Annotated in this window: 21 protein-coding genes and 1 pseudogene; 15 read left to right on the top strand and 7 right to left on the bottom strand. The window is 67.7% G+C overall.

All coding sequences use genetic code 11. The annotated features are described in order from the left end of the window. The first annotated feature begins 2 nt into the window (after positions 1–2). From ACFOSH_RS04395 to ACFOSH_RS04345, 11 genes are all read left to right on the top strand, one after another. A complete protein-coding gene (locus tag ACFOSH_RS04395; RefSeq protein WP_378237341.1) occupies positions 3–866 on the top strand; it encodes a TatD family hydrolase in 864 nt (287 codons plus the stop codon). Beyond that, on the top strand, positions 863–1942 hold the full coding sequence (eboE, locus tag ACFOSH_RS04390) for a metabolite traffic protein EboE (protein WP_378237340.1): 1080 nt from the start codon (positions 863–865) through the stop codon (positions 1940–1942). Before ACFOSH_RS04395 ends, eboE begins: the two co-directional genes overlap by 4 nt. Then, complete coding sequence (locus tag ACFOSH_RS04385; RefSeq protein WP_378237339.1) at positions 1939–3312, top strand: alkaline phosphatase family protein; 1374 nt, start codon at positions 1939–1941, stop codon at positions 3310–3312. Before eboE ends, ACFOSH_RS04385 begins: the two co-directional genes overlap by 4 nt. Positions 3313–3536: 224 nt before the next feature. After that, positions 3537–6629 (top strand): ThuA domain-containing protein, encoded by a 3093-nt coding sequence (locus tag ACFOSH_RS04380; RefSeq protein WP_378237550.1) that lies wholly within the window; start codon positions 3537–3539, stop codon positions 6627–6629. After that, on the top strand, positions 6629–7633 hold the full coding sequence (locus tag ACFOSH_RS04375) for a sugar phosphate isomerase/epimerase family protein (RefSeq protein WP_005157792.1): 1005 nt from the start codon (positions 6629–6631) through the stop codon (positions 7631–7633). The genes ACFOSH_RS04380 and ACFOSH_RS04375 overlap by 1 nt, the downstream gene beginning before the upstream one ends. 10 nt (positions 7634–7643) lie before the next feature. Then, the gene (locus ACFOSH_RS04370) at positions 7644–8540 is read left to right on the top strand and encodes a sugar phosphate isomerase/epimerase family protein (RefSeq protein ID WP_378237338.1); all 897 of its coding nucleotides are present in this window, start codon (positions 7644–7646) and stop codon (positions 8538–8540) included. Positions 8541–8554: 14 nt separating this feature from the next. Then, positions 8555–9583: a multicopper oxidase domain-containing protein gene (locus ACFOSH_RS04365; RefSeq protein ID WP_378237337.1), complete on the top strand. Its 1029-nt coding sequence runs from the start codon at positions 8555–8557 to the stop codon at positions 9581–9583. A gap of 13 nt (positions 9584–9596) precedes the next feature. Then, positions 9597–13562 carry a ThuA domain-containing protein gene (locus tag ACFOSH_RS04360; RefSeq protein WP_378237336.1) on the top strand — a complete coding sequence of 1322 codons (3966 nt, stop codon included), beginning with the start codon at positions 9597–9599 and terminating at the stop codon, positions 13560–13562. 69 nt (positions 13563–13631) lie between these two features. Then, complete coding sequence (locus tag ACFOSH_RS04355) at positions 13632–15515, top strand: OmpL47-type beta-barrel domain-containing protein (RefSeq protein ID WP_378237335.1); 1884 nt, start codon at positions 13632–13634, stop codon at positions 15513–15515. Between the two features lie 70 nt (positions 15516–15585). After that, the gene (locus ACFOSH_RS04350; RefSeq protein ID WP_378237334.1) at positions 15586–16449 is read left to right on the top strand and encodes a sigma-70 family RNA polymerase sigma factor; all 864 of its coding nucleotides are present in this window, start codon (positions 15586–15588) and stop codon (positions 16447–16449) included. 29 nt (positions 16450–16478) lie between these two features. Beyond that, positions 16479–16955, top strand: coding sequence for a carboxymuconolactone decarboxylase family protein (locus ACFOSH_RS04345; protein ID WP_378237333.1), 477 nt, complete (start codon positions 16479–16481; stop codon positions 16953–16955). A 53-nt stretch (positions 16956–17008) separates the two neighbouring features. On the opposite strand, the gene ACFOSH_RS04340 is transcribed toward ACFOSH_RS04345, so the two are convergent. Both ACFOSH_RS04340 and ACFOSH_RS04335 read right to left on the bottom strand, forming a co-directional pair. Beyond that, complete coding sequence (locus tag ACFOSH_RS04340) at positions 17009–18757, bottom strand: BCCT family transporter (protein WP_378237332.1); 1749 nt, start codon at positions 18755–18757, stop codon at positions 17009–17011. A 228-nt stretch (positions 18758–18985) separates the two neighbouring features. Further along, positions 18986–19129, bottom strand: a complete 144-nt coding sequence (locus ACFOSH_RS04335) for a hypothetical protein (protein WP_378237331.1) — start codon at positions 19127–19129, stop codon at positions 18986–18988. An 86-nt stretch (positions 19130–19215) separates the two neighbouring features. On the opposite strand from ACFOSH_RS04335, the gene ACFOSH_RS04330 reads away from it, so the two are divergent. Beyond that, positions 19216–20172 carry a GlxA family transcriptional regulator gene (locus tag ACFOSH_RS04330; protein ID WP_378237330.1) on the top strand — a complete coding sequence of 319 codons (957 nt, stop codon included), beginning with the start codon at positions 19216–19218 and terminating at the stop codon, positions 20170–20172. A gap of 25 nt (positions 20173–20197) precedes the next feature. Then, a complete protein-coding gene (locus ACFOSH_RS04325) occupies positions 20198–20542 on the top strand; it encodes a hypothetical protein (protein WP_378237329.1) in 345 nt (114 codons plus the stop codon). 36 nt (positions 20543–20578) lie between these two features. On the opposite strand, the gene ACFOSH_RS04320 is transcribed toward ACFOSH_RS04325, so the two are convergent. The 4 genes from ACFOSH_RS04320 to ACFOSH_RS04305 all read right to left on the bottom strand — a co-directional run bounded on the left by ACFOSH_RS04320 (position 20579) and on the right by ACFOSH_RS04305 (position 21917). After that, a complete protein-coding gene (locus tag ACFOSH_RS04320) occupies positions 20579–21073 on the bottom strand; it encodes a hypothetical protein (protein ID WP_378237328.1) in 495 nt (164 codons plus the stop codon). Positions 21074–21116: 43 nt separating this feature from the next. Continuing rightward, positions 21117–21317, bottom strand: coding sequence for a hypothetical protein (locus tag ACFOSH_RS04315; protein ID WP_378237327.1), 201 nt, complete (start codon positions 21315–21317; stop codon positions 21117–21119). 94 nt (positions 21318–21411) lie between these two features. After that, positions 21412–21642, bottom strand: a complete 231-nt coding sequence (locus ACFOSH_RS04310) for a hypothetical protein (RefSeq protein ID WP_378237326.1) — start codon at positions 21640–21642, stop codon at positions 21412–21414. Beyond that, the gene (locus ACFOSH_RS04305; RefSeq protein ID WP_378237325.1) at positions 21639–21917 is read right to left on the bottom strand and encodes a hypothetical protein; all 279 of its coding nucleotides are present in this window, start codon (positions 21915–21917) and stop codon (positions 21639–21641) included. Before ACFOSH_RS04305 ends, ACFOSH_RS04310 begins: the two co-directional genes overlap by 4 nt. Positions 21918–22047: 130 nt before the next feature. Between ACFOSH_RS04305 and ACFOSH_RS04300 the strand changes: the two genes are divergently transcribed. Continuing rightward, on the top strand, positions 22048–22617 hold the full coding sequence (locus tag ACFOSH_RS04300; RefSeq protein ID WP_378237323.1) for a TetR/AcrR family transcriptional regulator: 570 nt from the start codon (positions 22048–22050) through the stop codon (positions 22615–22617). 20 nt (positions 22618–22637) lie between these two features. Further along, positions 22638–23834, top strand: a complete 1197-nt coding sequence (locus tag ACFOSH_RS04295; RefSeq protein ID WP_378237322.1) for an FAD-dependent monooxygenase — start codon at positions 22638–22640, stop codon at positions 23832–23834. Between the two features lie 200 nt (positions 23835–24034). Here ACFOSH_RS04295 and ACFOSH_RS04290 read toward each other — a convergent pair. Beyond that, positions 24035–24217: pseudogene (locus ACFOSH_RS04290) on the bottom strand (HNH endonuclease signature motif containing protein); the annotation flags it as partial.

Raw genomic sequence — 24217 nt, 5'->3', positions numbered from 1 at the left:
CCGTGCGCATCTTCGATCCCCACATCCACATGTCCTCCCGGACCACCGACGACTACGAAGCCATGTACGCGGCCGGTGTCCGCGCGCTGGTCGAACCCGCGTTCTGGCTGGGGCAGCCGCGCACCAGCGTCGGCTCGTACACCGACTACTTCGACGCGCTCATCGGCTGGGAACGGTTCCGCGCCGCCCAGTTCGGCATCCGGCACCACTGCACGATCGCGCTGAACCCCAAGGAGGCCAACGACCCCCGCTGCCGCGAGGTGCTCGACGTGCTTCCGAGGTACCTGGCCAAGGACGGCGTGGTCGCGGTCGGCGAGGTCGGCTACGACTCGATGACCAAGGAAGAGGACGAGGTCTTCGCCCGGCAGCTGGCGATGGCCCTCGACCACGACCTCCCGGTGATGGTGCACACCCCGCACCGCGACAAGCTCGAAGGCACCAAGCGCACCCTGGACGTCGTCCGCGAGGCGGGGATCGCGCCGGAGCGCGTCATCGTCGACCACCTCAACGAGGTCACCGTCAAGCTGGTCAAGGATTCCGGTGCCTGGATGGGGTTCTCGATCTACCCGGACACCAAGATGGACGAGCACCGGATGGTCGAGATCCTGCGCCAGTACGGGCTGGAGAAGATGATCGTCAACTCCGCCGCGGACTGGGGCCGCTCGGATCCCTTGAAGACCGCCAAAACCGGGCAGGCGATGCTCGACGGCGGCTTCACCGACGCCGACGTCGACAAGGTCCTGTGGCAGAACCCTGTCGCCTTCTACGACCAAAGTGGACGGCTCACCCTCGACCCGCTGCCCGGCTTCACCGGCGAGGCGGAGACGTTCGAGGGCAACTCGGTCCTGCGAGGTGCCCGCAAATGATCTCGTACTGCACGAACGTCCATCCCGCCGAGGACGTCGCCGGCATCGTCGCGCAGCTGGAGCGGTACGCGCTCCCGGTGCGCGAGCGGCTGGGCGACGACAAACTCGGCGTCGGCCTCTGGCTCTCCGCGCCTGTCGCTCGTGGGCTCGCCGACGATCCTCAGGCGCGCAAGGCCTTCCGTTCCGAGCTCGACGCGCGCGGGCTCAGCGTCTACACGCTGAACGCGTTCCCGTACGGCGGGTTCCACGACGAGGTCGTCAAGCACGCCGTCTATAGTCCTAAGTGGACTCATTCGGACAGGGTCGCTTACACGATCGACTGTGTCACGGTGCTGTCGGACCTGCTCGCCGAAGACGCCGCTTACGGCAGTATCTCAACGCTGCCGTTGGCTTGGCGTGAACCGTGGACCGAACACGACGATCACAGCGCGGCCACCGCCTTCGAACAGGTCGTCCGCGCGATCCGGGCCACCGGTGACCGGCCGATCCGGCTGGCCGTCGAACCCGAACCCGGCTGCGTGCTCGACACCGTGGCCGACGCGCTGGGTTGGCTTTCCGGCCGCGTCGACCCGGAGTACGTCGGACTGTGCCTGGACACCTGCCACCTCGCGGTGTCCTTCGCCGATCCGGCGGAGACCCTGGCCGCGATCGCGAAGTCCGATGTGGACATCGTCAAGGTGCAGGCTTCGGCCGCACTGCACGTCGAAAAGCCCGCCGAGGCGCGGGAAGCCCTGGCGACGTTCGCCGAACCCCGTTACCTGCACCAGGTCCGCGAGCTTTCGGGAGGTGTCGTGCACAAGGCCGACGACTTGCCCGAGGCATGGCGGGAATTACCAGGAGAAGGCCCGTGGCGCGTGCACTTCCACATGCCGCTGCACCAGGCCCCGGCCGCGCCGCTGGCCACCACGACGGACGTCCTGCGCACCGTCGCCGCCGGACTGCCCGGCGAACCGCATATCGAGGTCGAGACCTACACCTGGAGTGTCCTCCCGGACGCGGGAGACCTCGTCGGCGGGATCGCCGCCGAACTCGAGTGGGCCAAGGCGAACCTGGTCAAGGAAGAGGTGTCCGCATGAAGCCGCTGGTCGTCATCGACGTCGTCGGGCTGACCCCGAAGGCGTTGCGGGACATGCCGAACCTGTCCGCCGTCGCGCGAGACGGCTGGCAGGCCGAACTGGGCACGGTGCTGCCCGCCGTCACCTGCAGCGCGCAGTCGACGTTCCTCACCGGGCTCATGCCCGCGCAGCACGGGATCGTCGGCAACGGCTGGTACTTCCGCGAACTCGGCGAGATCTTCCTGTGGCGCCAGCACAACCGGCTCGTCGGCGGCGAGAAGCTGTGGGAGACCGCGCGGGCGGCGCACCCCGGCTACACCTCGGCGAACGTGTGCTGGTGGTACGCGATGGGGATGAGCACCGACGTCACGGTGACCCCGCGGCCGATCTACCACGCCGACGGCCGCAAGTCGCCGGACGCCTACGTGCGGCCGCCCGAGCTGCACGATCAGCTGACCGGCGCGCTGGGGGAGTTCCCGCTCTTCCAGTACTGGGGCCCGACCGCGTCGATCAAGTCGAGCAAATGGGTCATCGGTGCCTCGCGGCAGATCCTGCGGGAAAAGCGACCCGACCTGCTGCTGACTTACGTCCCGCACCTGGACTACGACCTGCAGCGCTTCGGCCCGGACGCTCCTCAAGCGGCGCTGGCCGCGCGGGAGCTGGACAAGGCGCTCGCGCCGCTGCTCGACGACGCCCGCAACGCCGGGGCGACCGTGGTCGCGCTCAGCGAGTACGGCATCACCAACGTGCACCGGCCCGTCGACATCAACCGGGCGTTGCGGCGCGAGGGCCTGCTGGAGGTCTACACCCAGGCGGGCATGGAGTACCTCGACCCGTGGGCGTCGCGCGCGTTCGCCGTCGCCGACCACCAGGTCGCGCACGTCTACGTCCGCGACTCCGCCGATCTGGAGCGGGTGCGGTCGATCGTCGGCGAGCTGACCGGCGTCGACGAGGTCCTCGACCGTGAGGCCCAGGCTCGTTATGGGATTGACCATGAGCGCGCGGGGGAACTCGTCGCGGTCGCCGAGCCGGACTCGTGGTTCACCTACTACTACTGGCTCGACGACGAGCGGAAGCCCGACTTCGCGCGCGGCGTCGAGATCCACCGCAAACCGGGCTACGACCCCGCCGAGCTGTTCTTCGACCCGGAGGACAAGTTCGCCAAGGCGCGGGCCGGGCTCAACCTGGCGAAGAAGTTCGCCGGGCTCCGGTACGCGATGGACGTCGTCCCGACCGATCCGCGCTGGGTGCGCGGTTCGCACGGGCGCCTGCCGGATGCAGGCGAGGACGGTCCGGTGCTGCTGTGCTCCGACCCCGCCTTCCAGCCGTCCGGTCGTGTGGGGGCGACTGATGTGCATCCGCTGCTGTTGTCACTGCAGGGGTTGAAGTGACGGTGGGGCTTCGGTCCAGCGGGTCGTGAGTGGTAAGTGGCGTTAGAACGTCACTTACCACTCACGACCACCCCGACCCACTCCCCACCCGCCGCCCTCCCCACCCCACCTCCAGAAAGGACGCTCCCCCTCTCCCGCATCCCCTTCCTTGATCGCCGCCGCTCATCGAAAGGATCGCTACTGCTATGTCCTTGAAACGACGACTAGGCGTGCTCGTCACGTCGATGGTCACGGCTTTGACAGGCGTCGCGCTACCGGTGCAAACCGCATCGGCGCACGAAGCAGCGACGGTGCTCGTGTTCTCCAAGACCGCGGGCTTCCGCCACGATTCGATCCCCGACGGGATCAAGGCGATCAAGGAACTGGGGGCGCAGAACCACTTCGGGGTCGAGGCCACCGAGGACGCGGCGGCCTTCACCGACGCGAACCTCAAGCGCTTCAACGCGGTGGTCTGGCTTTCCACCACCGGTGACGTGCTGAACGCGGACCAGCAGGCCGCGTTCGAGCGGTACGTGAAGGGAGGCGGCGGGTACGTGGGCGTGCACGCCGCCTCCGACACCGAATACGACTGGCCCTGGTACGGCGACCTGGTGGGCGCGTACTTCAAGTCCCATCCGCAGATCCAGAAGGCGAACGTCAAGGTCGAAGACCACGACCACGTGTCCACTGTGGACCTTCCGGAGACCTGGCCGCGCACCGACGAGTGGTACAACTACCGCGCGAACCCGCGGAGCAAGGTCAACGTCCTCGCCAGCCTGGACGAGAAGAGCTACCAGCCCGGCGACGGCGCGATGGGCGATCACCCGATCGCCTGGTGCCACGAGAACTCCGGCGGCCGCTCCTGGTACACCGGCGGCGGGCACACCAAGGAGTCCTACACCGAACCGGCCTTCCTCAAGCATCTCGCCGGTGGCATCAAGTACGCCACCAAGCTGAGTGAGGCCGGCTGCGCCAAGAAGACCCAGGAAGACCCGGTCGACGCGGACTTCGACCAGATCACCCTGGCCAAGGGCGAGGAGAAGACCGGCGAGCCGATCGCGCTTTCGGTGCTGCCCAACCGCGACGTCCTGCACACTTCGCGCGACGGCCGCGTCTGGTACACCAGCTCGTCGGCGACGACCTCGCTGGCAGGGCAGATCCCCGTCTACAACCACGACGAGGACGGCCTGCAGGGTGTCGCCATCGACCCGGACTTCGCCAAGAACCGCTGGGTCTATCTCTACTACGCGCCCAAGCTGAGCACCCCGTCCGGTGACGCGCCGGAGAACGGCACCCCGGCGGACTTCGAACCGTTCAAGGGCTACAACCAGCTCTCGCGGTTCAAGCTGGGCACCGACAACAAGCTCGACGTCGCCAGTGAGCAGAAGATCCTGCAGGTCCCGGCCGAACGCGGCATCTGCTGCCACGCGGGCGGTGAGATCGACTTCGACGCGCAGGGCAACCTGTATCTGTCCACAGGGGACGATTCCAACCCGTTCTCCTCCGACGGTTTCACCCCGATCGACGAGCGCGCCGACCGCAACCCGGTCTACGACGCCCAGCGCTCCTCCGGCAACACCAACGACCTGCGCGGCAAAGTGCTGCGGATCAAGGTCGGAGCGAAGGGCAAGTACACCGTCCCCAAGGGCAACCTCTTCCCGAAGGGCAAGGCCAAGACCAAGCCCGAGATCTACGCGATGGGCTTCCGGAACCCGTTCCGGTTCGCCGTCGACCGCAAGACCGGCTGGATCCACCTCGCCGACTACGGCCCCGACGCGGGCGCAGCCGACCCGAAGCGCGGACCCGGCGGGACGGTCGAGTTCAACCTGATCAAGAAGCCCGGCAACTTCGGCTGGCCGTACTGCATCGGCGACAACCAGCCGTTCATCGACTACGACTTCGCCACCAAGCAGTCCGGCGCCGCCTTCGACTGCGCCAAGCCGAAGAACACCAGCCCGCGCAACACCGGGCTGACCGACCTGCCGCCGGTCGAGAAGGCTTGGATCCCTTACGACGGTGGTTCGGTGCCCGAGTTCGGCACCGGCCCCGAGTCCCCGATGGGCGGCCCGGTCTACCAATACGACGCGAAGAACCCGTCGCAGACCAAGTTCCCGGAGTACTTCAACGGCAAGACCTTCGCCTACGAATGGGAACGCGGCTGGATCAAGGAGATCACCGTCGGCAAGAACGGTGAACGCGGTGCCATCAAGCCGTTCTTCGACTCGATGGACCTGGTGCGTCCGATGAACGTCGAGTTCGGCCCGGACGGCGCGCTCTACGTCCTCGACTACGGCACCGGCTACTTCGGCGGCTCCAAGGAGTCCGCCGTCTACCGCATCGACTACACCAAGGGGCGCCGGACGCCGGTCGCCCAGGTGGTCGCGGACAAGACGTCCGGCCAGGCACCCATGACGGTCAAGTTCGACCCGGCCGGGACGAACGACCCCGACGGTCAGGCCCTGACCTATGCCTGGGACTTCGACGGGAACGGCACCACCGACTCCACCGAGGCCGCCCCGGTTTCCCACACCTACACCGCGAACGGCCAATACACCGCGAAGCTCTCCGTCACCGACGCCACCGGGCTGACCGGCTCGGCGAGCGTGGTGGTCACCGTCGGCAACACCGCGCCGGTGGTCACGCTGAAGACCCCGGTCAACGGCAGCGTGTTCAGTTTCGGGGACACCGTCCCGTTCAAGGTCGAGGTGACCGACGCCGAGGACAACCCGATCGACTGCTCGAAGGTGACCGTCGAATACATCCTCGGCCACGAGGGGCACGGACACCCGCTGAGCCGCGCGACCGGTTGTGAAGGCACCATCGCCACGCCCGCCGACGAAGGCCACGGTGCGGACGCCAACGTCTTCGGCGTCATCAACGCCAGCTACACCGACAACGGGGGGAACGGCGTGCCCGCGCTCACCGGTGACGCGGAATCCATCCTGCAGCCCAAGCTGAAGCAGGCGGAGTTCTACACCCAGTCCAGCGGGGTCGAGGTCGTCGCGCACGACGGCGCCAGTGGCGGCAAACGCGTCAACCACATCGAATCCGGTGACTGGATCAAATTCGACCCGGTGAACCTCGTCGGTGTCCGCGGCATCGGCTACCGCGTCTCGTCCGGCGGCGAGGGCGGCACGATCGAGGTCCGCTCCGGCGCGGTGGACGGTCCGCTGGTGCAGACGGTCACCGTCGCCAACACCGGCGGCTGGGACACCTACGCCGACATCCCGGCCTCCGCCATCACCGACCCCGGCGGCACCGGCTCCTTGTTCCTCGTGTTCAAGGGCGGTTCCGGTGGCTTGTTCGACGTAGACGCGATCACCTTCGAGGAGAACTGATGAGCCGTCCGATCACCCTGTTCACCGGCCAGTGGGCGGATCTCCCGTTCACCGAGGTGTGCAGGCTGGCCAGCGAGTGGGGCTACGACGGCCTCGAAATCGCGTGTTCCGGTGACCATTTCGAGGTCGACCGCGCACTGTCCGAAGAGGACTATGTGCCCGGCCGCCTGAAGCTGCTCGCCGAGCACGGCCTCAAGGTGTGGGCGATCTCCAACCACCTCGTCGGGCAGGCCATCTGTGACGACCCGATCGACGAACGCCACCAGGCCATCATCCCTTCGAGGGTGTGGGGCGACGGTGAACCGGAAGGCGTCCGGCAGCGGGCGGCGAAGGAGATGGCCGACACCGCCCGCGCGGCGGCGAAACTCGGCGTGGACACGGTGATCGGCTTCACCGGTTCGAAGACCTGGAAGTACGTCGCGATGTTCCCGCCGGTCTCGCAGGCGGTCATCGACGAGGGCTACACCGACTTCGCCGACCGGTGGAACCCGATCCTCGACGTCTTCGACGAGGTGGGCGTGCGGTTCGCCCACGAGGTCCACCCGTCGGAGATCGCTTACGACTACTGGACCACGAAACGTGCGCTCGAAGCTGTCGGCGACCGTCCGGCATTCGGGCTGAATTGGGATCCTTCGCATTTCATCTGGCAGGACCTCGACCCGGTCGGTTTCATCCTCGATTTCGCCGACCGGATCTACCACGTGGACTGCAAGGACACCAGGAAGCGGTTCGACGGACGGAACGGAAGGCTCGGCTCGCATCTCCCCTGGGGAGATCCCCGACGCGGCTGGGACTTCGTTTCGACAGGGCACGGCGACGTGCCCTGGGAGGACTGTTTCCGCGCACTGAATTCGATCGGCTACGCCGGTCCGATCTCGGTGGAGTGGGAAGACGCCGGCATGGACCGGCTCCGGGGCGCGGCGGAAGCCGTGACCTATCTGCGGGGGCTCCTGTTCGACAAGCCGTCGGCGGCCTTCGACGCGGCTTTCAGCAACCAGAAGTGAGGGCGGTTTCATGTGCGGTGAAGAAGCTGAGCGGTTCCACTCTCGACGGTCGCTCCTGCGAGGTGCCACGACGGCGGCCGTCGCGGTCGGTGCGGCGGTAGCCCTGCCAGGACTGGCGGACGCCGCCCCGGCGGCGCAAGCGGAGACACAGGGTCACGGCTACGGCCACGGTCACGGCCGGGTCCCGGTGGAGAAGATCAGCATCCAGCTCTACTCCCTGCGCACCGCGCTGCAGGCCGATCTGCCGGGAACCCTGTCCGCGCTGGCGGACATCGGTTACCGGAAGGTCGAACTGGCCGGCACCTACGGCCGTACGGCGCAGGAGTTCCGCGGTCTGCTCGACAAGAACCACATCAAGGCGACGTCCACGCACGTCGGCATCGACGGTGACCTCGACAAGACCATCGCGGACGCGAAGGTCCTCGGGAACACCCGCGCCAACGTGCCGTTCGCGGCCTTCGACACCATCGACGGCTGGAAGCAGTTCGCCGGACGGCTCGACACGGCGGCGCGGAAGTTCCGCCGGGCCGGGATCCCGCTCGGGTACCACAACCACGCCCACGAGTTCGCGGCCATCGACGGCGTGCGCCCGTACGACGTGCTCACCAGGGGCACCAATCCGCGTTACGTGCACCTGGAGATCGACCTGTTCTGGGCGGTGGAAGGCGGCGTCGACCCGATTTCGCTGTACCGCCAGCACTTCCCGCGCGTGGTGCAGTACCACGTGAAGGACCGGACGGCGGACGGCAAGATGGTCGACCCCGGCAAGGGTGTCATCGACTTCCCGCGCATCTTCGGCCGCACCCGCCCGAACCTGCACGAGTACATCGTCGAACACGACAACCCCACGGATCCCCTGAGCACCGCCCAGACCGGATTCACCTATCTCCGTAACGTCCGCTTCTAGCTGGGGAATCCACCATGGACAAGAGTAAACGCGGGCTGTCCCGCAGATCGATGCTCGCGGGCACCGCGGCCGGGGTCATCGCCCCGGTCGTGGTGTCGGCCAGCGCCGGTTCGGCACCCGCGGCCGCGGCCGGGATGACCCGCAACATCACCGTGTACGCCGACTACGTTCCCGGCTCGACCCGGGTCGGTTACGGGCTGGAGCCCGGCAAGCCGACGATCCCCGGACCGCTCCTGGAGTGCTACGAGGGCGACACGCTGGTGATCGAGCTGGTCAACAACACCGACCAGCGGCTTTCGATCCACCCGCACGGCGTCAACTACGACACCAAGTCGGACGGCTCGCCGTTCAACGACTCCTTCAACAAGCCCTACGAGACCAAGACCTACACCTGGAAGACGCGGACGGCTTACCAGGCGGCCAACGGTTTCTGGATGCCCGGCAGCGCGGGCTACTGGCACTACCACGACCACGCGTTCGGCGGGGACCACGGCACCGTGGGCCTGATGAAGGGTCTCTACGGCGGCCTGATCGTGCGCAAGCGCGGGGATCTGTTGCCCAGCAAGCAGTTCACCGTGGTGTTCACCGAAATGTGGATCAACCACCAGGTCGCCCCGAACACCCCGATCTTCGAGGCGAACCTGGGTGAACGCGTCGAGTTCATCTGCATCGGGCACGGCAACCTGATGCACACCTTCCACCTGCACGCGCACCGCTGGGCGGACACCCGCACCGGCATGCTCACCAGCGCGACCGACAACGCCCCGATCCTCGACAACAAGACCCTGGACCCGGGCAACTCCTTCGGGTTCCAGGTGATCGCCGGTGACGGCGTCGGGCCGGGCGCGTGGATGTACCACTGCCACGTCCAGCAGCACTCGGACGACGGCATGTCCGGAGTGTTCCTGGTCCGCAACGCCGACGGCGGGATGCCCGCGGGCGCCCAGGACGCGATCGACCGCTTCAAGGGACACCAGCACGGAACCACCGCGGCCAAGCCGGACGCCACCGGCGCTTCGGCCCACTCCCACCACCAGTCTTGAAAGGAGCGAGAACTTGAGACGAATCTTCTCGCAACGCCGTCTCCGCAGACGGTCACTGGCCGCGCTGGCGGTCGGCGCCGTCGTCACCTCCGGGCTTCCGCTGGCCATCGCACCGGTGACCGCCGAAGCCGCGACGAACGTCCCGGTCAACGTCCTGGTCTTCCACGGCACCGCCGCGGACCAGAAGGACCCCGTCCTGCGCGCCACGGACGCGATCGCGAGCCTGGGGCAGGCGAACGGGATCTCCGTGGCGTCCTCTTCGGACCCCACGGTGTTCACGAGCGCGAACCTCGCGAAGTACCGCGGCGTCGTATTCCTTTCCGCGCAGGGCATCACGCTCAACCGCGACCAGGAAACCTCGCTGCAGAACTACATGAAGGCGGGCGGCGGTTTCCTCGGACTGTCGGACGCCGCACGCGCCCAGGACGGTTCGCAGTGGTTCTCCGGCCTGATCGGAGCCCGTCCGGTGGGGGCACGTCCCACGCCTGAAGCGGTCGCCGCTGTCACCGCGAGCGCGGAGAACGCGCCCAACGAGGGCAAGGAGAAGCTGGCCGACAACAACGAGAACACCAAGTGGCTGGCCTTCACGAACACCGCCTGGATCGCCTACAAGCTGGCCGCCCCGGTCGCCGTGAGCAGCTACGCGCTCGTCTCGGCGAACGACTTCGCCGGACGTGACCCGAAGAGCTGGACCCTGCAGGGCTCCAACGACGGGACCGCGTGGACCGATCTGGACACCCGCACCAACGAGGTGTTCGCCGACCGGTTCCAGAACCGGACCTTCACCTTCGCCAACACCACGGCCTACTCGAACTACCGGCTGAACATCACCGCCAACGCCGGTGAATCGGCCACCCAGCTGGCCGACTTCAAACTGTTCAAGGACCAGTCGAACACCCCGCCGCCACCGGAGAACGCGCCGGCCGAGGCCACGGTCGACGTCCTCGACAAGGCGAACCCCACGACGGCGGGGCTGCCGCAGAAGTGGGTGCGCACGGACCGGTGGCTCAACTGGGAGGTCAACCCGGTCGGCACCGTCCACACCGTCGCTCAGGTCGAAGAAGCGGGCTACAAGCCGGGTGTCGGCGCGAACGGCGCCTTCCACCCGATCTCGTGGTGCCGTGACTACGACGGCGGCCGCTCCTTCTACTCCGGCATGGGCCGGACCGAGGCGAGCTACGGCGAAGCCCAGTTCCGCAGCCACATCCTCGGCGCGCTGAAGTGGACCACCGGCATGGTGCGCGGGGACTGCAAGGCGGGCATCGCGGCCAACTACAAGGTCGAGCGCCTGACCGCGAAGAACCAGACCGGTCAGATGGACCAGATCGGCGAACCGCACGGCCTGACCATCGCCCCGGACGGCAAGGTCTTCTACATCGGCCGCGCCGCCTGCGCCGGCAACGTCGTGCCCGCGCCGAACGACTGGAGCAACCCCGAGATCGGCGCCGGCTGCGGCACGATCCACCAGTGGGACCCGGTCAGCAAGAAGCCGAAGCTGCTCACCACGCTCAAGGTGATGGGCAACCGCGGCAGCGGCGACGAACTGGTCAAGAACGAGGAAGGCCTCCTCGGGCTCGAGCTGGACCCGAAGTTCAGCGAAAACGGCTACATGTACGCCTACTGGATGCCGCACGAGTCGATCGACCGCGACAAGCAGATCGGCAAGCGCACGGTCTCGCGGTTCAGCTACGACCTGAAGAAGCAGACGCTGGACCAGGCGACCCGCAAGGACCTGCTGTCCTGGGACGTCCAGATCCACAGCTGCTGCCACGCCGGTGGCGGCATGGCCTTCGACAAGGACGGAAACCTCTTCGTCGGGTCCGGTGACAGCAACTCGTCGCAGGGCTCCAACGGGTACTCCGGCAACAACTGGACCGAGGACTACAAGGGCGTCTCGTTCCAGGACGCGCGCCGCACCGCCGGTAACACCAACGACCTCAACGGCAAGATCCTGCGGATCCACCCCGAGGCCGACGGCACGTACACCAACCCGGCGGGCAACCTGTTCCCCGAGGCCAACGACCCCGGGAACAAGACCAGGCCCGAGATCTACGTGATGGGCGTGCGGAACATCTCGCGTCTGCAAGTCGACAAGAAGACCAACTGGCTGACCGCCGCGTGGGTCGGTCCGGACGCGTCCACCCCGAGCCCGGAACTCGGCCCGGCCAAGTACGAGACCGCCACGATCATCACCGAGGCGGGCAACCACGGCTGGCCGTACTGCATGGGCAACAAGCAGCCCTATCGCGACCGCAGCAGCACCAACGCCGGAGTGCTCACCGGCTGGTACGACTGCGACAACCCGGTCAACACCTCGCCGCGCAACACCGGTCTGGTGAACCTGCCGCCGGTCAAGAAGAACATGATCTGGTACTCGCCGGACGGCGGCGGGCCGGTGTTCCCCAACCGTCCCAACAGCTCCGTCCCGTCGTACAACGCGGCCGAGGCCACCTACACGCAGCCCTACCTCAAGGGCGGCGGCCAGGCGGTCATGACCGGGCCGACGTACCACCGCGACCTGGTCAACACCACCAGCGGGGTGGCGTGGCCGTCGTACTGGAACGACAAGTGGTTCATCGGTGACCAGAGCAACGGGCAGAACCGGATCGCGGTCACCGTCGACCCGAACGGCGTCGCGAAGCAGGACCCGCCGATGTTCGCCGAGACCCTGCGGCAGATCATCCCGACCGGTGGCGGCGACGCGAAGCTCCAGAGCTGGATGGACGCCGAGTTCGGTCCGGACGGCGCGCTGTACGCGCTCGACTACGGCAGCGGCTTCTTCACCCTGCAGGACAACCAGAAGCTGGTGAAGATCAGCTACACCGGCGGCGAGGCGACCCCGTCCGCCGCGGCGATGTCGACGATGGTGCAGAACAAGCCGCTCACCGCGGCCTTCACCGGGTCGAAGTCCGGCGGCGTCTCCTACAAGTGGGAGTTCGGCGACGGCACGATCTCGACGCAGGCCGACCCGCGGCACACCTACCCGCGCACCGGGCTCTACACCGCCAAGCTGACCGTGACCTACGCGGACGGCGAGACGGTGACCACGCGGAACTCGGTCAGCATCGGGTGTTTCGTGGCGGATCCCGGTACCACGGTGACCATCGGTGACACCGACACCGGGGTGACCAACCGGAACGCCGGTGGCGGCTGCACGGTCGACGACATGATCGACGACGAGAGCACGTGGACCTCCCACGCCGGTTTCGTCAACCACGTCACCCAGGCCGTGGACCGCCTGGGCGACCTCGGCGTGCTGAACTCGGCCGAGTCGGACAAGATCAACGCCGCGGCCGCCGCGTCGCCCATCGGCAACAAGGGCGTCACCGGCTACGACGCGATCTACGACGGCACGGCGGAATCCTTCCGCAACTGGTCGCAGGCACCGTCCGGGCAGTTCGCCATCCAGCCGGACGGGTCACTGCGACCGTCGGGTGGGCTGGGCATGCTCTGGTACTCGGCACGGCAGTTCGGCAACTTCTCGGTGAAGCTGCAGTTCAAGGACGTCGCGCCGACGGGCAGTGCCAACAGCGGAGTGTTCGTCCGGTTCCCGGACCCGCGCACTCCGCTGGAGCAGCGTCCGCCGGGCAGCTGCGGCACGGTCGGGTCGGCGAAGACGTCGCAGGCCTGGGTCGCGATCTACTGCGGTCACGAGGTCCAGCTGTACGACGGGGCCACCGGTGAACCGCAGAAGACCGGGTCGATCTACAACTTCGACCCGCGGCCGCTGGACCAGGCGGGTGTGAAGCCGAAGGGGACCTGGAACGAGTACGAGGTCAAGGTCGTCGGGCAGAAGTACACCATCATCCGCAACGGCGTCGTGATCAACGAGTTCGAGAACGCGCCGGGCATCCAGTCCACGCGCGCGGGTGACCCGTCGACCGACTTCCGGCAGTTCGTCAGCGGGTTCATCGGTCTGCAGAACCACAGCGACAACGACCTGATGGAGTTCCGCAACATCCGGGTGCGGCAGCTGTAGCGCGAAAGCCGGCCGGGCGCGACCTCCCTCGCGCCCGGCCGGTCTCCCTGTACGGAAGGTTTCCCTGCGATGTCCCCAAGAACCCTCGTCGTGGCCCTGCTGGCCGCGACGCTCGCGATAGCCGGCCTGGTGTTACCGGGCTCCGCCGCACCCGCCGTCGCCGCGCCCGTCCAGACCCTGGAATGGACCGCCGGAGACAGCACCGACCACTACCTCAGCGCGCCGACCACCGCGGTCGCCGGTGAGACCACGATCCTGTTCAAGAACACCGAAGCGCTCGGCTCGACGATGTCGCACACGCTGACGTTCGACACCACGACCGCGGGCTACAACCACGACGTCAACCTCAACATCCTCGCGAACCCCTACGACGAGCAGAACGGCGAGCACCAGGCGACGGTGACGCTGACCCCGGGGAAGTACCGCTTCTACTGCACGATCCAGGGGCACAGCAAGATGGTCGGTGAGCTCGTCGTCACCGACGGCGGCGGCGCCGACACGACCCCGCCGACGGTGACCGCGAACGTCACCGGCACCAAGGACACCGCCGGGAACTACGTCGGTTCCGCGACGGTGAACCTGGCCGCCAGCGACAGTCAGTCCGGTGTGGACAAAGTCGAGTACAAGCTCGACAGCGGCGCCTGGACCGCGTACTCCGCGCCCGTGGTGGTCAACACCGTGGGCTCGCACATGGTCCACTACAAGGCGACCGACAAGGCGGGGAACGTTTCCCCGGAAGGGATGGCGTCGTTCAGCGTCGTCACCGGGCAGCCCGGTGACACGACCCCGCCGACGGTGACCTCCGAGGTGACGGGGACCAAGGACGGTGCGGGCAACTACCTCGACGCCGCCACCGTGAAGCTCACCGCCACCGACGCCGGCTCCGGTGTCGACAAGGTCGAGTACAAAGTGGACGAGGGCGCGTGGACCGCGTACACCGGCCCGGTCGCGGTTTCCGCGCCGGGTATGCACATGGTCTCCTACCGTGCGTCGGACAAGGCGGGCAATGTCTCGCCGGAGGGCATGGCGCACTTCACCGTCGTCAGCAGTGACACCACCGCCCCGACGGTGACCTCCGAGGTGACCGGGAACAAGGACACCGCCGGGAACTACGTCGGCAAGGCGACGGTGACCCTCGCGGCCACCGACGCCGGTTCGGGTGTCGGCAAGGTCGAGTACAAATTGGACGGTGGCCCGTGGCTGACGTACTCGGCGCCGCTCGCGCTGACCGTCGTCGGCGCGCACACGGTGACCTACAAGGCCACCGACAAGGCGGGCAACGTCTCGGCCGAAGGCACGGCGACGTTCACCATCGTCGAAGGCGACGACAGCACAGCACCGGTCGTTTCCGTGGTGGTGAGCGGTGATCTGGACGGAAGCTGGTCGTACATCGAAGACGCGACCATCAACCTGACCGCGACGGACACCGGATCCGGTGTGGACAAGGTCGAGTACAAACTGGACGGTGGGGCCTGGACGGCCTACACCGCGCCGGTGAAGGTGACCGCGCTGGGCACGCACACGCTGACGTATCGCGCGTCGGACAAGGCGGGCAACGTCTCGGCGGAACAGGGCGGCGCGTTCACCATCGTCGCCGCGCCGCCGGGGCCGGACGCCTGTCCGGACTCCGACGTCCGGGACACCGTGATCCTCGGTTCGGCGGACAGCCAGGTCGAGAACCGCGACACCGGCAACGGCTGCACGATCAACGACGTGATCGACGACGAGTCCGACTACTCGTCGAACGACCAGTTCGTGACCTACGTGCGGGCCGTGACACAGGAACTCCTCGACGGCGAGACCCTCTCGTCCGACGAGCGGAACCTGATCGTCACGGCGGCGATCGACTCCGGCATCGGCGGCCCGACCGCGGAGCCGGAGCCCAACAAGAAGCCGGAGACGAAGAACCCCGGCATGAAGAAGACCGTGAAGACGCCCATCCGGGAGCTCTGAGCGAATCGGTTACCTTTCTCGCGCCGGTCTCGTCATGTCCATGACGGATCGGCGCGAGAAAGGTATCGACATGACCGGCGAGGCCCTGGCCAGCGCGTTCGAGGAGCAGCGCGGCCGTCTGGTGGCGGTGGCCCACCGCATGCTCGGTTCCCGTGCGGACGCCGAGGACGCCGTCCAGGAGGCGTGGCTGCGGCTGGCCCGCCAGGACGCCGACACGATCGACAACCTGTCCGGCTGGCTGACCACCGTCGTCGGCCGCGTCTGCATCGACGTCCTGCGCTCCCGCAAGACCCGCCCCGAGGACTCCTACGAAGACCCGCCCGAGCTGCTGGTGTTCGAGGAGTCCCCGGAAGAAGACGCGCTGCTGGCCGAATCGGTCGGGCTGGCGCTGCTCGTGGTGCTCGACACCCTCGGCCCGGCCGAGCGGCTGGCCTTCGTGCTGCACGACCTGTTCGCGGTCCCGTTCGTCGAGGTCGGCGAGATTCTCGGCAAATCCGCGGACGCCGCCAAGATGCTCGCGAGCCGCGCCCGCCGGAAGGTGCAGGGACGGCGTCCGGTCGACGAACCACAGCAGCGAGGTGTAGTCGACGCTTTCCTCGCGGCAGCGCGCGAAGGCGACTTCGACGGGTTGATCGAGCTGCTCGACCCCGAGGTGACATGGCGCTCGCAGACCCCGCGCGGTGTGGTCGTACGGCTGGGCGCGGCCGAAGTGGCCACGCGGGTCCAGCGCGGCGCCCGTGCCGTGGCGACCCTGCGCCCCGCGCTGGTCGACGGCAAACCCGGCGTCGTGACCTGGGACAAGCGCGGCAGGCTGGGCGGCGTGATGGCGTGCACCGTCGTCGACGGCCGCATCGTCGCGATCGACTCCGTGAGTGATCCACGTCGCCTCGCGGCCATGGGTGTTACCTCTCTCGAGGCCCCCTCGTCGAAGTAAGTGAACACAGACGAGAAGGAGAGAATCCCATGCAGGCACGACTCGAACTCTTCAAGACCGCTCTCGCGCCGAAGCTGGTGAAGCACCTCGTCTCGGCGGGAAAGGTTCTCGAAAGCACCGAACTTCCCGCCGCGACAAGGGAATTGGTGAACATCCGGGCCAGCCAGATCAACGGCTGCTCGGGCTGCCTGGACATGCACACCAAGGAAGCCGCGCACGCGGGGGAGACGGCCGTCCGGCTGAACCTGGTCGCGTGCTGGCGGGAGGCGACGGTCTACACCGAGGCCGAGCGGGCCGCGCTGGAACTCACCGAACAGGGCTGCCGCCTCGCCGACAGCGCCGGTGTCACCGACGAGGCGTGGGAGGCCGCCGCCAAGCACTACGACGACGAGCAGCTCATGGCGCTGGTGACCCAGATCGCGCTCATCAACGCCTTCAACCGGCTGAACGTCATCACCCGGCAGCCCGCCGGGCACTACCAGGTCGGCCAGCTGCCCCCCCACTGAAAACAGGAAGGCCCCCTTCCGCGCGAAGGGGGCCTTCCTGTACTCACCTGTGATCAGGTGCGCTGCTTCGACCGTCCGAGGATGGTGCGACGGCGACCGTGGCCGTTGGTGCGTTCCTCGTGCAGTTCCTTCAGCGACAGCATCATCGCGTCTTCCTGCTTCATCAGCGGGTCGTTGCGCAGGTCCTTCCAGACCGATACGCACAACCCGACCATCACGAACACGAACGGCACCGCGATCAGGATCGTGAGGTTCTGCAAGCCTGTCAGCGCCTTGTCCCCGCCGACCAGCAGCATCACCGCCGCGACGGCACCCATCAGCACGCCCCAGAAGATGACGACGCTCTTGCTCGGATGCACGCTCCCGCGCTGGGACAGGGTGCCCATCACCACCGACGCCGCGTCCGCACCGGAGACGAAGAAGATGGACACCAGGAGCATCACGAGGATCGCGATGGGAACGAACCACGGCAGGGTTTCCAGCAGTTTGAACGTCGCGGACTGGGCGCTGCCCGCGCCCGCGATGTCCGTCCCGGCCCGTTGCCTGCTGATCGCCGCGCCGCCGAAGATCGCGAACCAGATCAGGCTCACCACGCTCGGGATCGCGATGACGCCGAAGATGAACTGCCGGATGGTGCGGCCGCGGGAGATCCGCGCGATGAACATGCCGACGAAGGGCGTCCACGAGATCCACCACGCCCAGTAGAAGACCGTCCAGCCACCGAGCCAGGTCTGCATCTCGTCGCCGCCGGTCATCCCGGTGCGGCCCGACATCTCCGCCAGCTCACGGAAGTAGTCGCCGATCGCGCCCGGCACGATGTTGAGGATCAGCACGGTCGGCCCGACCACCAGCACGAACACCGCGAGCACCGCGGCGAGCACCATGTTGATGTTGGACAGCCACTGGATTCCCTTGGCCACACCGGAAACCGCCGACGCGATGAACGCGACGGTGAGGATCGCGATGATCGCGACCAGCAGGCCCTTGCCGGGGTCGTCGATCCAGCCGACGGCGCCCATGCCGCCACCGACCTGCAGTGCGCCGAGGCCGAGGGACGCGGCGGAACCGAACAGGGTGGCGAAGATCGCCATGATGTCGATCGCCTTGCCCAGCGGGCCTTCGGTGCGCCGCTTGCCGATCAGCGGCGCGAACACCGAACTGATCAGCTGGGTCCGGCCCTTGCGGAAGGTGCTGTAGGCGATCGCCAGGCCGACGACGGCGTAGATCGCCCACGGGTGCACGGTCCAGTGGAACAGCGTCGTCGCCATCGCGGTGTGGACGGCTTCGTCGGAGTTCGGGGCCGCGGTGCCCGGGGGCGGGCTCGCGAGGTGGGAGACCGGTTCGTACACGCCGAAGAACATCAGGCCGATGCCCATCCCGGCGCTGAACATCATCGCGATCCACGACGACGTCCGGAATTCGGGCAGTTCCTTGTCCCCGCCCAGTGGGATCCGGCCGTACCGGCTGATGGCCAGACAGACCGCGAAGATCACGAAACCGCTGGCGGTCAGCACGAAAGCCCAACCGCCGTAAGGGATCACGGCGTCGTTCAGCAGAGACGACGCGACATTCGAGAGGCTGTCCGGGGAAAGCACACCCCAGACGATGATCGCGAGCGCGAGGCCGGCGGCGATACCGAAAACGGTCCGGTCGGTCTCGGCGGGGCGGTCGGCGGCGAGGTCGAGGGGGACGTGCTCATCGGGCGGGTGGCCCGGACCTGTCGTGTCCGGTGCGTTGGCGAGGTCTGTCGCGGTCCCCGCGACTACCTCTTCTTCCGCTGGTTTGCCGTCCTGCGAACTCATGTTTCAGCCGCGCCGATGACCGGCGCGATCTCCTTCCGCCCGAGTTAACCCGTTTGCACCACTGCACCCTAACCAGAAAACTGGTAACCGGCAGAAAATACGGGCGGAAAGGTTTAAACCGGCGATTGCGGGCCTGACCTCGGTGGATGCAGGCTGTATCGCCGGTCTCGGCGGGGAACGTGTCGCTCGTGACACCGGGCCGCGGAAACGTCAGGTGCCCGATGGTGTTCAGGCGGTGGTGCCACCCCTCCAGAACGGCCGGTTGAGCGGGTCGCCACCTGCGGCGTCCGGGCGTCCCTGCCGCGCGTGGTTGCGCTCCAGGAGGAAGGTGACGAGGGCGATGAAGGCGAGGGTGACGATGATTGCGGTCATGGCAGTAAGTTTGCGCCGCTCGACATCCTGCCAGAAGTGGCAGTTCTGTCGTTGTGCGTCAAAATCCTGCCAGCTATGCTGCGGTCATGCTGAAGAGCGTCGCTGTGGTGCTGTTGGACGACTTCGCCCCCTTTGAGTTCGGGGTCGTCTGCGAGGTGTTCGGCTACGACCGGACCGATGACGGAGTGCCGCTGCTCGACTTCCGCGTGTGCGGGGAACGGGCGGGGGAGTCGCTCAGCCTCGGTCACGGCGTTCAGGTGACCCCGGAACACGGCCTGGAAGCGACCGAGGACGCGGACCTCGTCGTAGTCCCCGCCTGCGACGTACGCGACGAATACCCGCCCGCGGTGCTCGATGCGCTCCGTGCTGTTTCGGAACGGGGTGCCACGCTGCTTTCGGTCTGCACCGGCGCGTTCGTCCTGGGCGCCGCCGGTCTGCTCGACGGGCGGCGGTGCACGAACCACTGGCGGCACAGCGACCGGTTCCGGAGGCGGTTCCCGCAGGCCCGGCTGGACCCGGACGTCCTGTTCGTCGACGACGGCGACATCATCACCAGCGCGGGGACGGCCGCCGGCATCGACGCCTGCCTGCACCTCATCCGCCGCGAACTCGGGTCCGCCGCGGCCACCGCGATCGCCCGGCGCATGGTGGTGCCGCCGCAACGGGAGGGCGGGCAGCGCCAGTTCGTCGAGGTGCCGATCCCCGAGTGCACCGGCGACAGTCTCCAGCCGGTGCTCACCTGGATGCTCGACACCATCGAGGAGGAGCATCCCGTCGCCGACCTCGCCCGCCGGGCGCGGATGTCCGAGCGCACCTTCGCCCGCAAGTTCGTCGCCGAGACGGGCACCACGCCGCATCGCTGGCTTTCCACGCAGCGCGTGCTGCACGCGAGGTCCCTGCTGGAGGAGACGACGATGGGCATCGACGAGGTCGCGCGCCGCTGCGGTTTCGGGTCGGGAGCCCTGCTGCGCCACCATTTCCACAAGGTGGTCGGGGTTTCCCCGCAGGACTACCGCCGGACCTTCGCGCCTCAGCGCGTCTAGGGAGTTCGCGGACCACCGCGCGCATGTGCTCGGCGCCGTAGACCACTCCGATCGTCCCGGGCTCGTGCCGTCGCCGTTCGTGCAGTCCCGCCAGCGCGTCCACGAGGAGCTTGTCGCGGCTGCCGCTGATCAGGTCGTCGAATTCGGGCATGGTCTCCGCGGATTCGGCCCGGAAGTCGTCCTCGTCGTCGACGGTCAGGAACCGCGCCAGCATCCCGCGCGTACCGAAGCCGCGCAGGAACACGCCCAAGGTCGGCGCCAGGAGGGACATCGTCAGCCTGTCCCCGAGCGGGACACGGCGCCAGCCCTCGCACGGACACCCAGCTCGTTCGCGACGATGATCTCCACGGCCCACTCCTCCCCGTTCTGAGGAGAACGCGCGGCGGGGCCGGAAGGTTGCCGCGGCTCAGACGGGGCGTCGCCCGACGGCCTCGAAGATGTCGTGAGCCAGCACGGCGGCGCCTTCGGTGAACCCGTTGATGAGGATCTTCCGGCCGTCGGTGAGCTTGACGAGGCAGCCGACGTCGCCACCGAGCGCCTTGGCGAAGACGTTCTTCTTGGTGTGATCGATGACCACGTCGACCGCGGTCCACGGCACGATGGTGGTCGACTTGCGCCAGGTGTGCACGAAACCCTGCTCGTACAGGGTGAAGGTCTCGCCTCGCTTGCCGACGGCGTTCCAGCAGAGCCAGACGCCCAGCAGCGCCACCCCCAGCCCGCAGCCGATGACGAGGCCGACGACCATTTCCCCGCCGGAGACCCCGGCTTCCTGACCCATCACGAACAGCAGGACCCCGACGAAGGCGATGGGCGTGCCGATCACGATCGCGGCCACTCCTCGGAGCGCGCGGCTACGCGAGTTCGTCTCGAAGCGTTCGACGTAGGCACCCAGTTCGGTCACGGGCAGGAGGCTAACGGCGAACGAGGGGACCGGTCCCTGAGCGCTAGTCCTGTGCCTGGTCCTTCCGGGACTTGTTGAACAGGCCGAGGGACTGGGCGAAGGTCGCCCCGCCGACCAGGAAGACGAGCGGCAGCGTCTTGGCCCAGAAAGCGCCCACCTCGAGCGAGATGAGCAACGCGAGGAGCCCGCCTGCCAGCGCGGCCAGGATGAGCATTCCCAGTGCGACGCGGGGTTTTGAGACCATGTGTCCTCCAAAGGTTCGGAGGAGTAAGCCTGGCGACGGTCGCGCCGCGGAAAGAGGTCATTTTTGCCGCGTCAGGGTTTCAGGCGTCTTCGTTTCAGGTGTCTTCGCGGAGGACGACGTGCAGCGTGCCGCCGGGCAGGCCGTTCTTCTCGTGGACGATGAACGCCGGGCCGAGGCCGATTTCCGCGCAGTAGTGCCTGGCCCGCGAGTCGCCGATCCTGGCAGGGCCGTTTTCGGCGACGTCACGAAGCTGGTCGCGGTCGTGCCGGTGATCCAGGTGGTCTTCAGAGGTGAAGACCGGGAAGGCGTCCGGCGGCAGCCTCACCGTGTGCGGCGACCCGCGCCGAGGCGTGATCGCACACTTTTCCAGCGGGACAAAAGAAACTGAAGACTGTGGCGCAGCAGGACCAGGTCGAGGTCCGGACCCTCGTTGCTCTGTTCGCGTGCCGACACCTTGTCCACGTCGAGTTCCGCGCCGTGCCAGCTTTCGATCAGCGGACCGTGGGAGGCAGGGCGTGCCGGGCGGATGACGCGGTAGGCGGCCCCGCCGAGGCGGACCTGGCTGATCCGCGTGCGCCACTTGTACCCGTCCAGTTTCACCGTGCTCCGTTTCTCTCCTCGTCGGCAACCGAGCTGTAGGGAGAGGACGACGCCGTGACCACCGAGTTTGCGCGCCAGACGGAACAGGGCATACGATCAGGGCAGTCGTACAGGACGAACGCCCTAGGAGATGATGGTGGCAGGCTCCCCGGCCGCGGAACGTGGTCAGGTCGCACGGCGGCGGTTGCTCGAAGCGGCTGTCGCGCTCGTGCCCGAACTCGGCTGGTCCGCGGTCAGCACCCGGATCCTGGCCGAACGCGCGGGTGTCACGCCGAGCGTCGTGCATTACCACTTCCCTTCACTGCAGGCCTTGATGATCGAGGCCGTGCTGGGGGCGATGCGCGAGGTCGCCGGTGCTTTCGAGCCGGCGATGGAAACCGCCGGGACGCCCGCGGAGGCTGTGGACGCGCTGCTGGCGTCGGTCGGCGAGTACTCCGGCACCGACCCGATGTCGTTGCTGTTCGCCGAGGCCTACCTGGCCGCGACCCGCGACGACACCTTGCGCCAAGGCATCCGTGAGCTCCTCGCCGAGCTGCGCGCCCGGTTCGGCGGCTGGCTGTCGGCGCAGGGAGTCGCCGATGCCGAGGGCACGGCCGCGGTGCTTTTCGCCGCGGTGGACGGGCTTCTGCTGCATCGCGCGCTCGAACCGGAGTCCGGCGCCGAGGTCCCCTCGGCCGTCCTGCGCAGACTGGTCGGCTGAAACGAACGGGAGGTAAATCCATGAAGGTGGCGATCTGCGGTGCCGGGATCACCGGTCTGGCGCTGGCGCACCGGCTCGCGATGCTGGACGTCGAGGTCGTGGTGCTGGAACGTGCCGCGGGACCGCGGGAACAGGGCTACATGATCGACTTCTTCGGCCCCGGTTTCGACGCGGTCGAGGAGATGGGCCTGCTGTCGCAGGTCGAGAACGCGGCCTACCAGGTGAACGAAGCGAGCCTGCTGGACGACCACGGCCGCCGACGAGCGGCGATCGACTACGTCCAGTTCGCCAAGTCGTTGCGCGGCAGGCTGTGCAGCATCATGCGACCCGACCTGGAACGCGTCCTGCGCACGGGCCTGCCGTCCACAGTGGACGTCCGGTTCGGCGCCGGGGTCACGGGCGTCGAGGACCTCGGCGACCGGGTGCGGATCACCTTGGCGGACGCCGAGGTGGTCGAAGCCGATCTGCTGGTCGGGGCCGACGGGATCCATTCGGCCGTGCGGCGGCTGGTCTTCGGCGAGGAGAGCCGCTTCCTCCGCTATCTCGGGTTCCACACCGCGGCGTTCGTCTTCGAGGACGAAGAGATCCGCGCGCGGGTGGGGGAGCGGTTCTGCCTGACCGACACCGTCGGCAGGCAGATGGGCTTCTACGGTCTCCGCGACGGCAAACTCGCCGCGTTCGCCGTGCACCGCGCGACGGATCCCGCCCTGCCGGACGACACACGAGCCGCGCTGCGCGCGACCTACGGTTCCCTCGGCTGGGCGGTGCCCAAGGCGCTCGAGCTCTGCCCGCCGTCCGGCGAGGTGTACTACGACCAGGTCGCCCAGATCGAAATGTCGTCGTGGAGCCGCGGCCGAGTCGTTCTCGTCGGCGATTCTTGTTATGCCGTCTCCCTTCTCGCCGGTCAGGGCGCTTCACTCGGTATCGCGGGCGCTTTCGTGCTGGCCGAACAACTCACCCGAGCACCGTCGATCGAGGCCGCGTTCGCGGAGTACGAAAGGCTGGTCCGCCCAGTGGTGACCGAGAAACAGCAGGTCGCCCGCCGGGGCGCCCGATGGTTCCTGCCCGCGAACCGGCTCCTCCTGCAGGCCCGCCGAGCCTTCCTCCGGCTGGCCCGCCTTCCGGGACTCGAACGGACACTCGCGGCCGCCGTCACGGGCAAGTCGACGGCACTGGTGACGAATCTGCGGCAGGGCACCGAGATCCGGAGCCGGTAAGCCGGACTGGTCGAGCTGCTCGACCGGTTCTGTTTGCTGGCGCCTTTGCCTGGCGGTAAGGCCGCAGCCACAGTCGCCGAGGCAGTGATCGCGGTGGCGGAGGAAGCGGATCTGGATCTGGCCGCTCAGGTTCGGCCGGGGCAACAGGCGCGGTTCCGGCTCGTTGGGTGGCGCAAGTAGTCGGCTGCTTGCGGGTCGGCCTATGTCCTGAGGTGCATGGTGTTGCGTCTGGGTTCTCCTGTCGGGTCGAGGTAGGCGGGTGCGGTGAATTCGGGAAGCCCGTCTTGGGCTATCCGGACTTTCCATTCGCTGCGGTGAATCAACCGGTGATGACGCGAGCACAGGAGCACGAGATTATCGATTTTCGTTTCCCCGTGATGCCG

This window comes from Amycolatopsis speibonae (assembly GCF_042647925.1).
GTDB classification, from domain to species: domain Bacteria; phylum Actinomycetota; class Actinomycetes; order Mycobacteriales; family Pseudonocardiaceae; genus Amycolatopsis; species Amycolatopsis speibonae.
This window is presented reverse-complemented; position numbering and strand designations above follow the sequence as displayed.

Coding starts and splice junctions, on each gene's coding strand:
- eboE (WP_378237340.1), top strand. CDS start 863: ATGATCTCGTACTGCACGAACGTCCATCCCGCCGAGGACGTCGCCGGC.
- ACFOSH_RS04385 (WP_378237339.1), top strand. CDS start 1,939: ATGAAGCCGCTGGTCGTCATCGACGTCGTCGGGCTGACCCCGAAGGCG.
- ACFOSH_RS04380 (WP_378237550.1), top strand. CDS start 3,537: ATGGTCACGGCTTTGACAGGCGTCGCGCTACCGGTGCAAACCGCATCG.
- ACFOSH_RS04375 (WP_005157792.1), top strand. CDS start 6,629: ATGAGCCGTCCGATCACCCTGTTCACCGGCCAGTGGGCGGATCTCCCG.
- ACFOSH_RS04370 (WP_378237338.1), top strand. CDS start 7,644: ATGTGCGGTGAAGAAGCTGAGCGGTTCCACTCTCGACGGTCGCTCCTG.
- ACFOSH_RS04365 (WP_378237337.1), top strand. CDS start 8,555: ATGGACAAGAGTAAACGCGGGCTGTCCCGCAGATCGATGCTCGCGGGC.
- ACFOSH_RS04355 (WP_378237335.1), top strand. CDS start 13,632: ATGTCCCCAAGAACCCTCGTCGTGGCCCTGCTGGCCGCGACGCTCGCG.
- ACFOSH_RS04350 (WP_378237334.1), top strand. CDS start 15,586: ATGACCGGCGAGGCCCTGGCCAGCGCGTTCGAGGAGCAGCGCGGCCGT.
- ACFOSH_RS04345 (WP_378237333.1), top strand. CDS start 16,479: ATGCAGGCACGACTCGAACTCTTCAAGACCGCTCTCGCGCCGAAGCTG.
- ACFOSH_RS04340 (WP_378237332.1), bottom strand. CDS start 18,757: ATGAGTTCGCAGGACGGCAAACCAGCGGAAGAAGAGGTAGTCGCGGGG.
- ACFOSH_RS04335 (WP_378237331.1), bottom strand. CDS start 19,129: ATGACCGCAATCATCGTCACCCTCGCCTTCATCGCCCTCGTCACCTTC.
- ACFOSH_RS04330 (WP_378237330.1), top strand. CDS start 19,216: ATGCTGAAGAGCGTCGCTGTGGTGCTGTTGGACGACTTCGCCCCCTTT.
- ACFOSH_RS04315 (WP_378237327.1), bottom strand. CDS start 21,317: ATGGTCTCAAAACCCCGCGTCGCACTGGGAATGCTCATCCTGGCCGCG.
- ACFOSH_RS04300 (WP_378237323.1), top strand. CDS start 22,048: ATGATGGTGGCAGGCTCCCCGGCCGCGGAACGTGGTCAGGTCGCACGG.
- ACFOSH_RS04295 (WP_378237322.1), top strand. CDS start 22,638: ATGAAGGTGGCGATCTGCGGTGCCGGGATCACCGGTCTGGCGCTGGCG.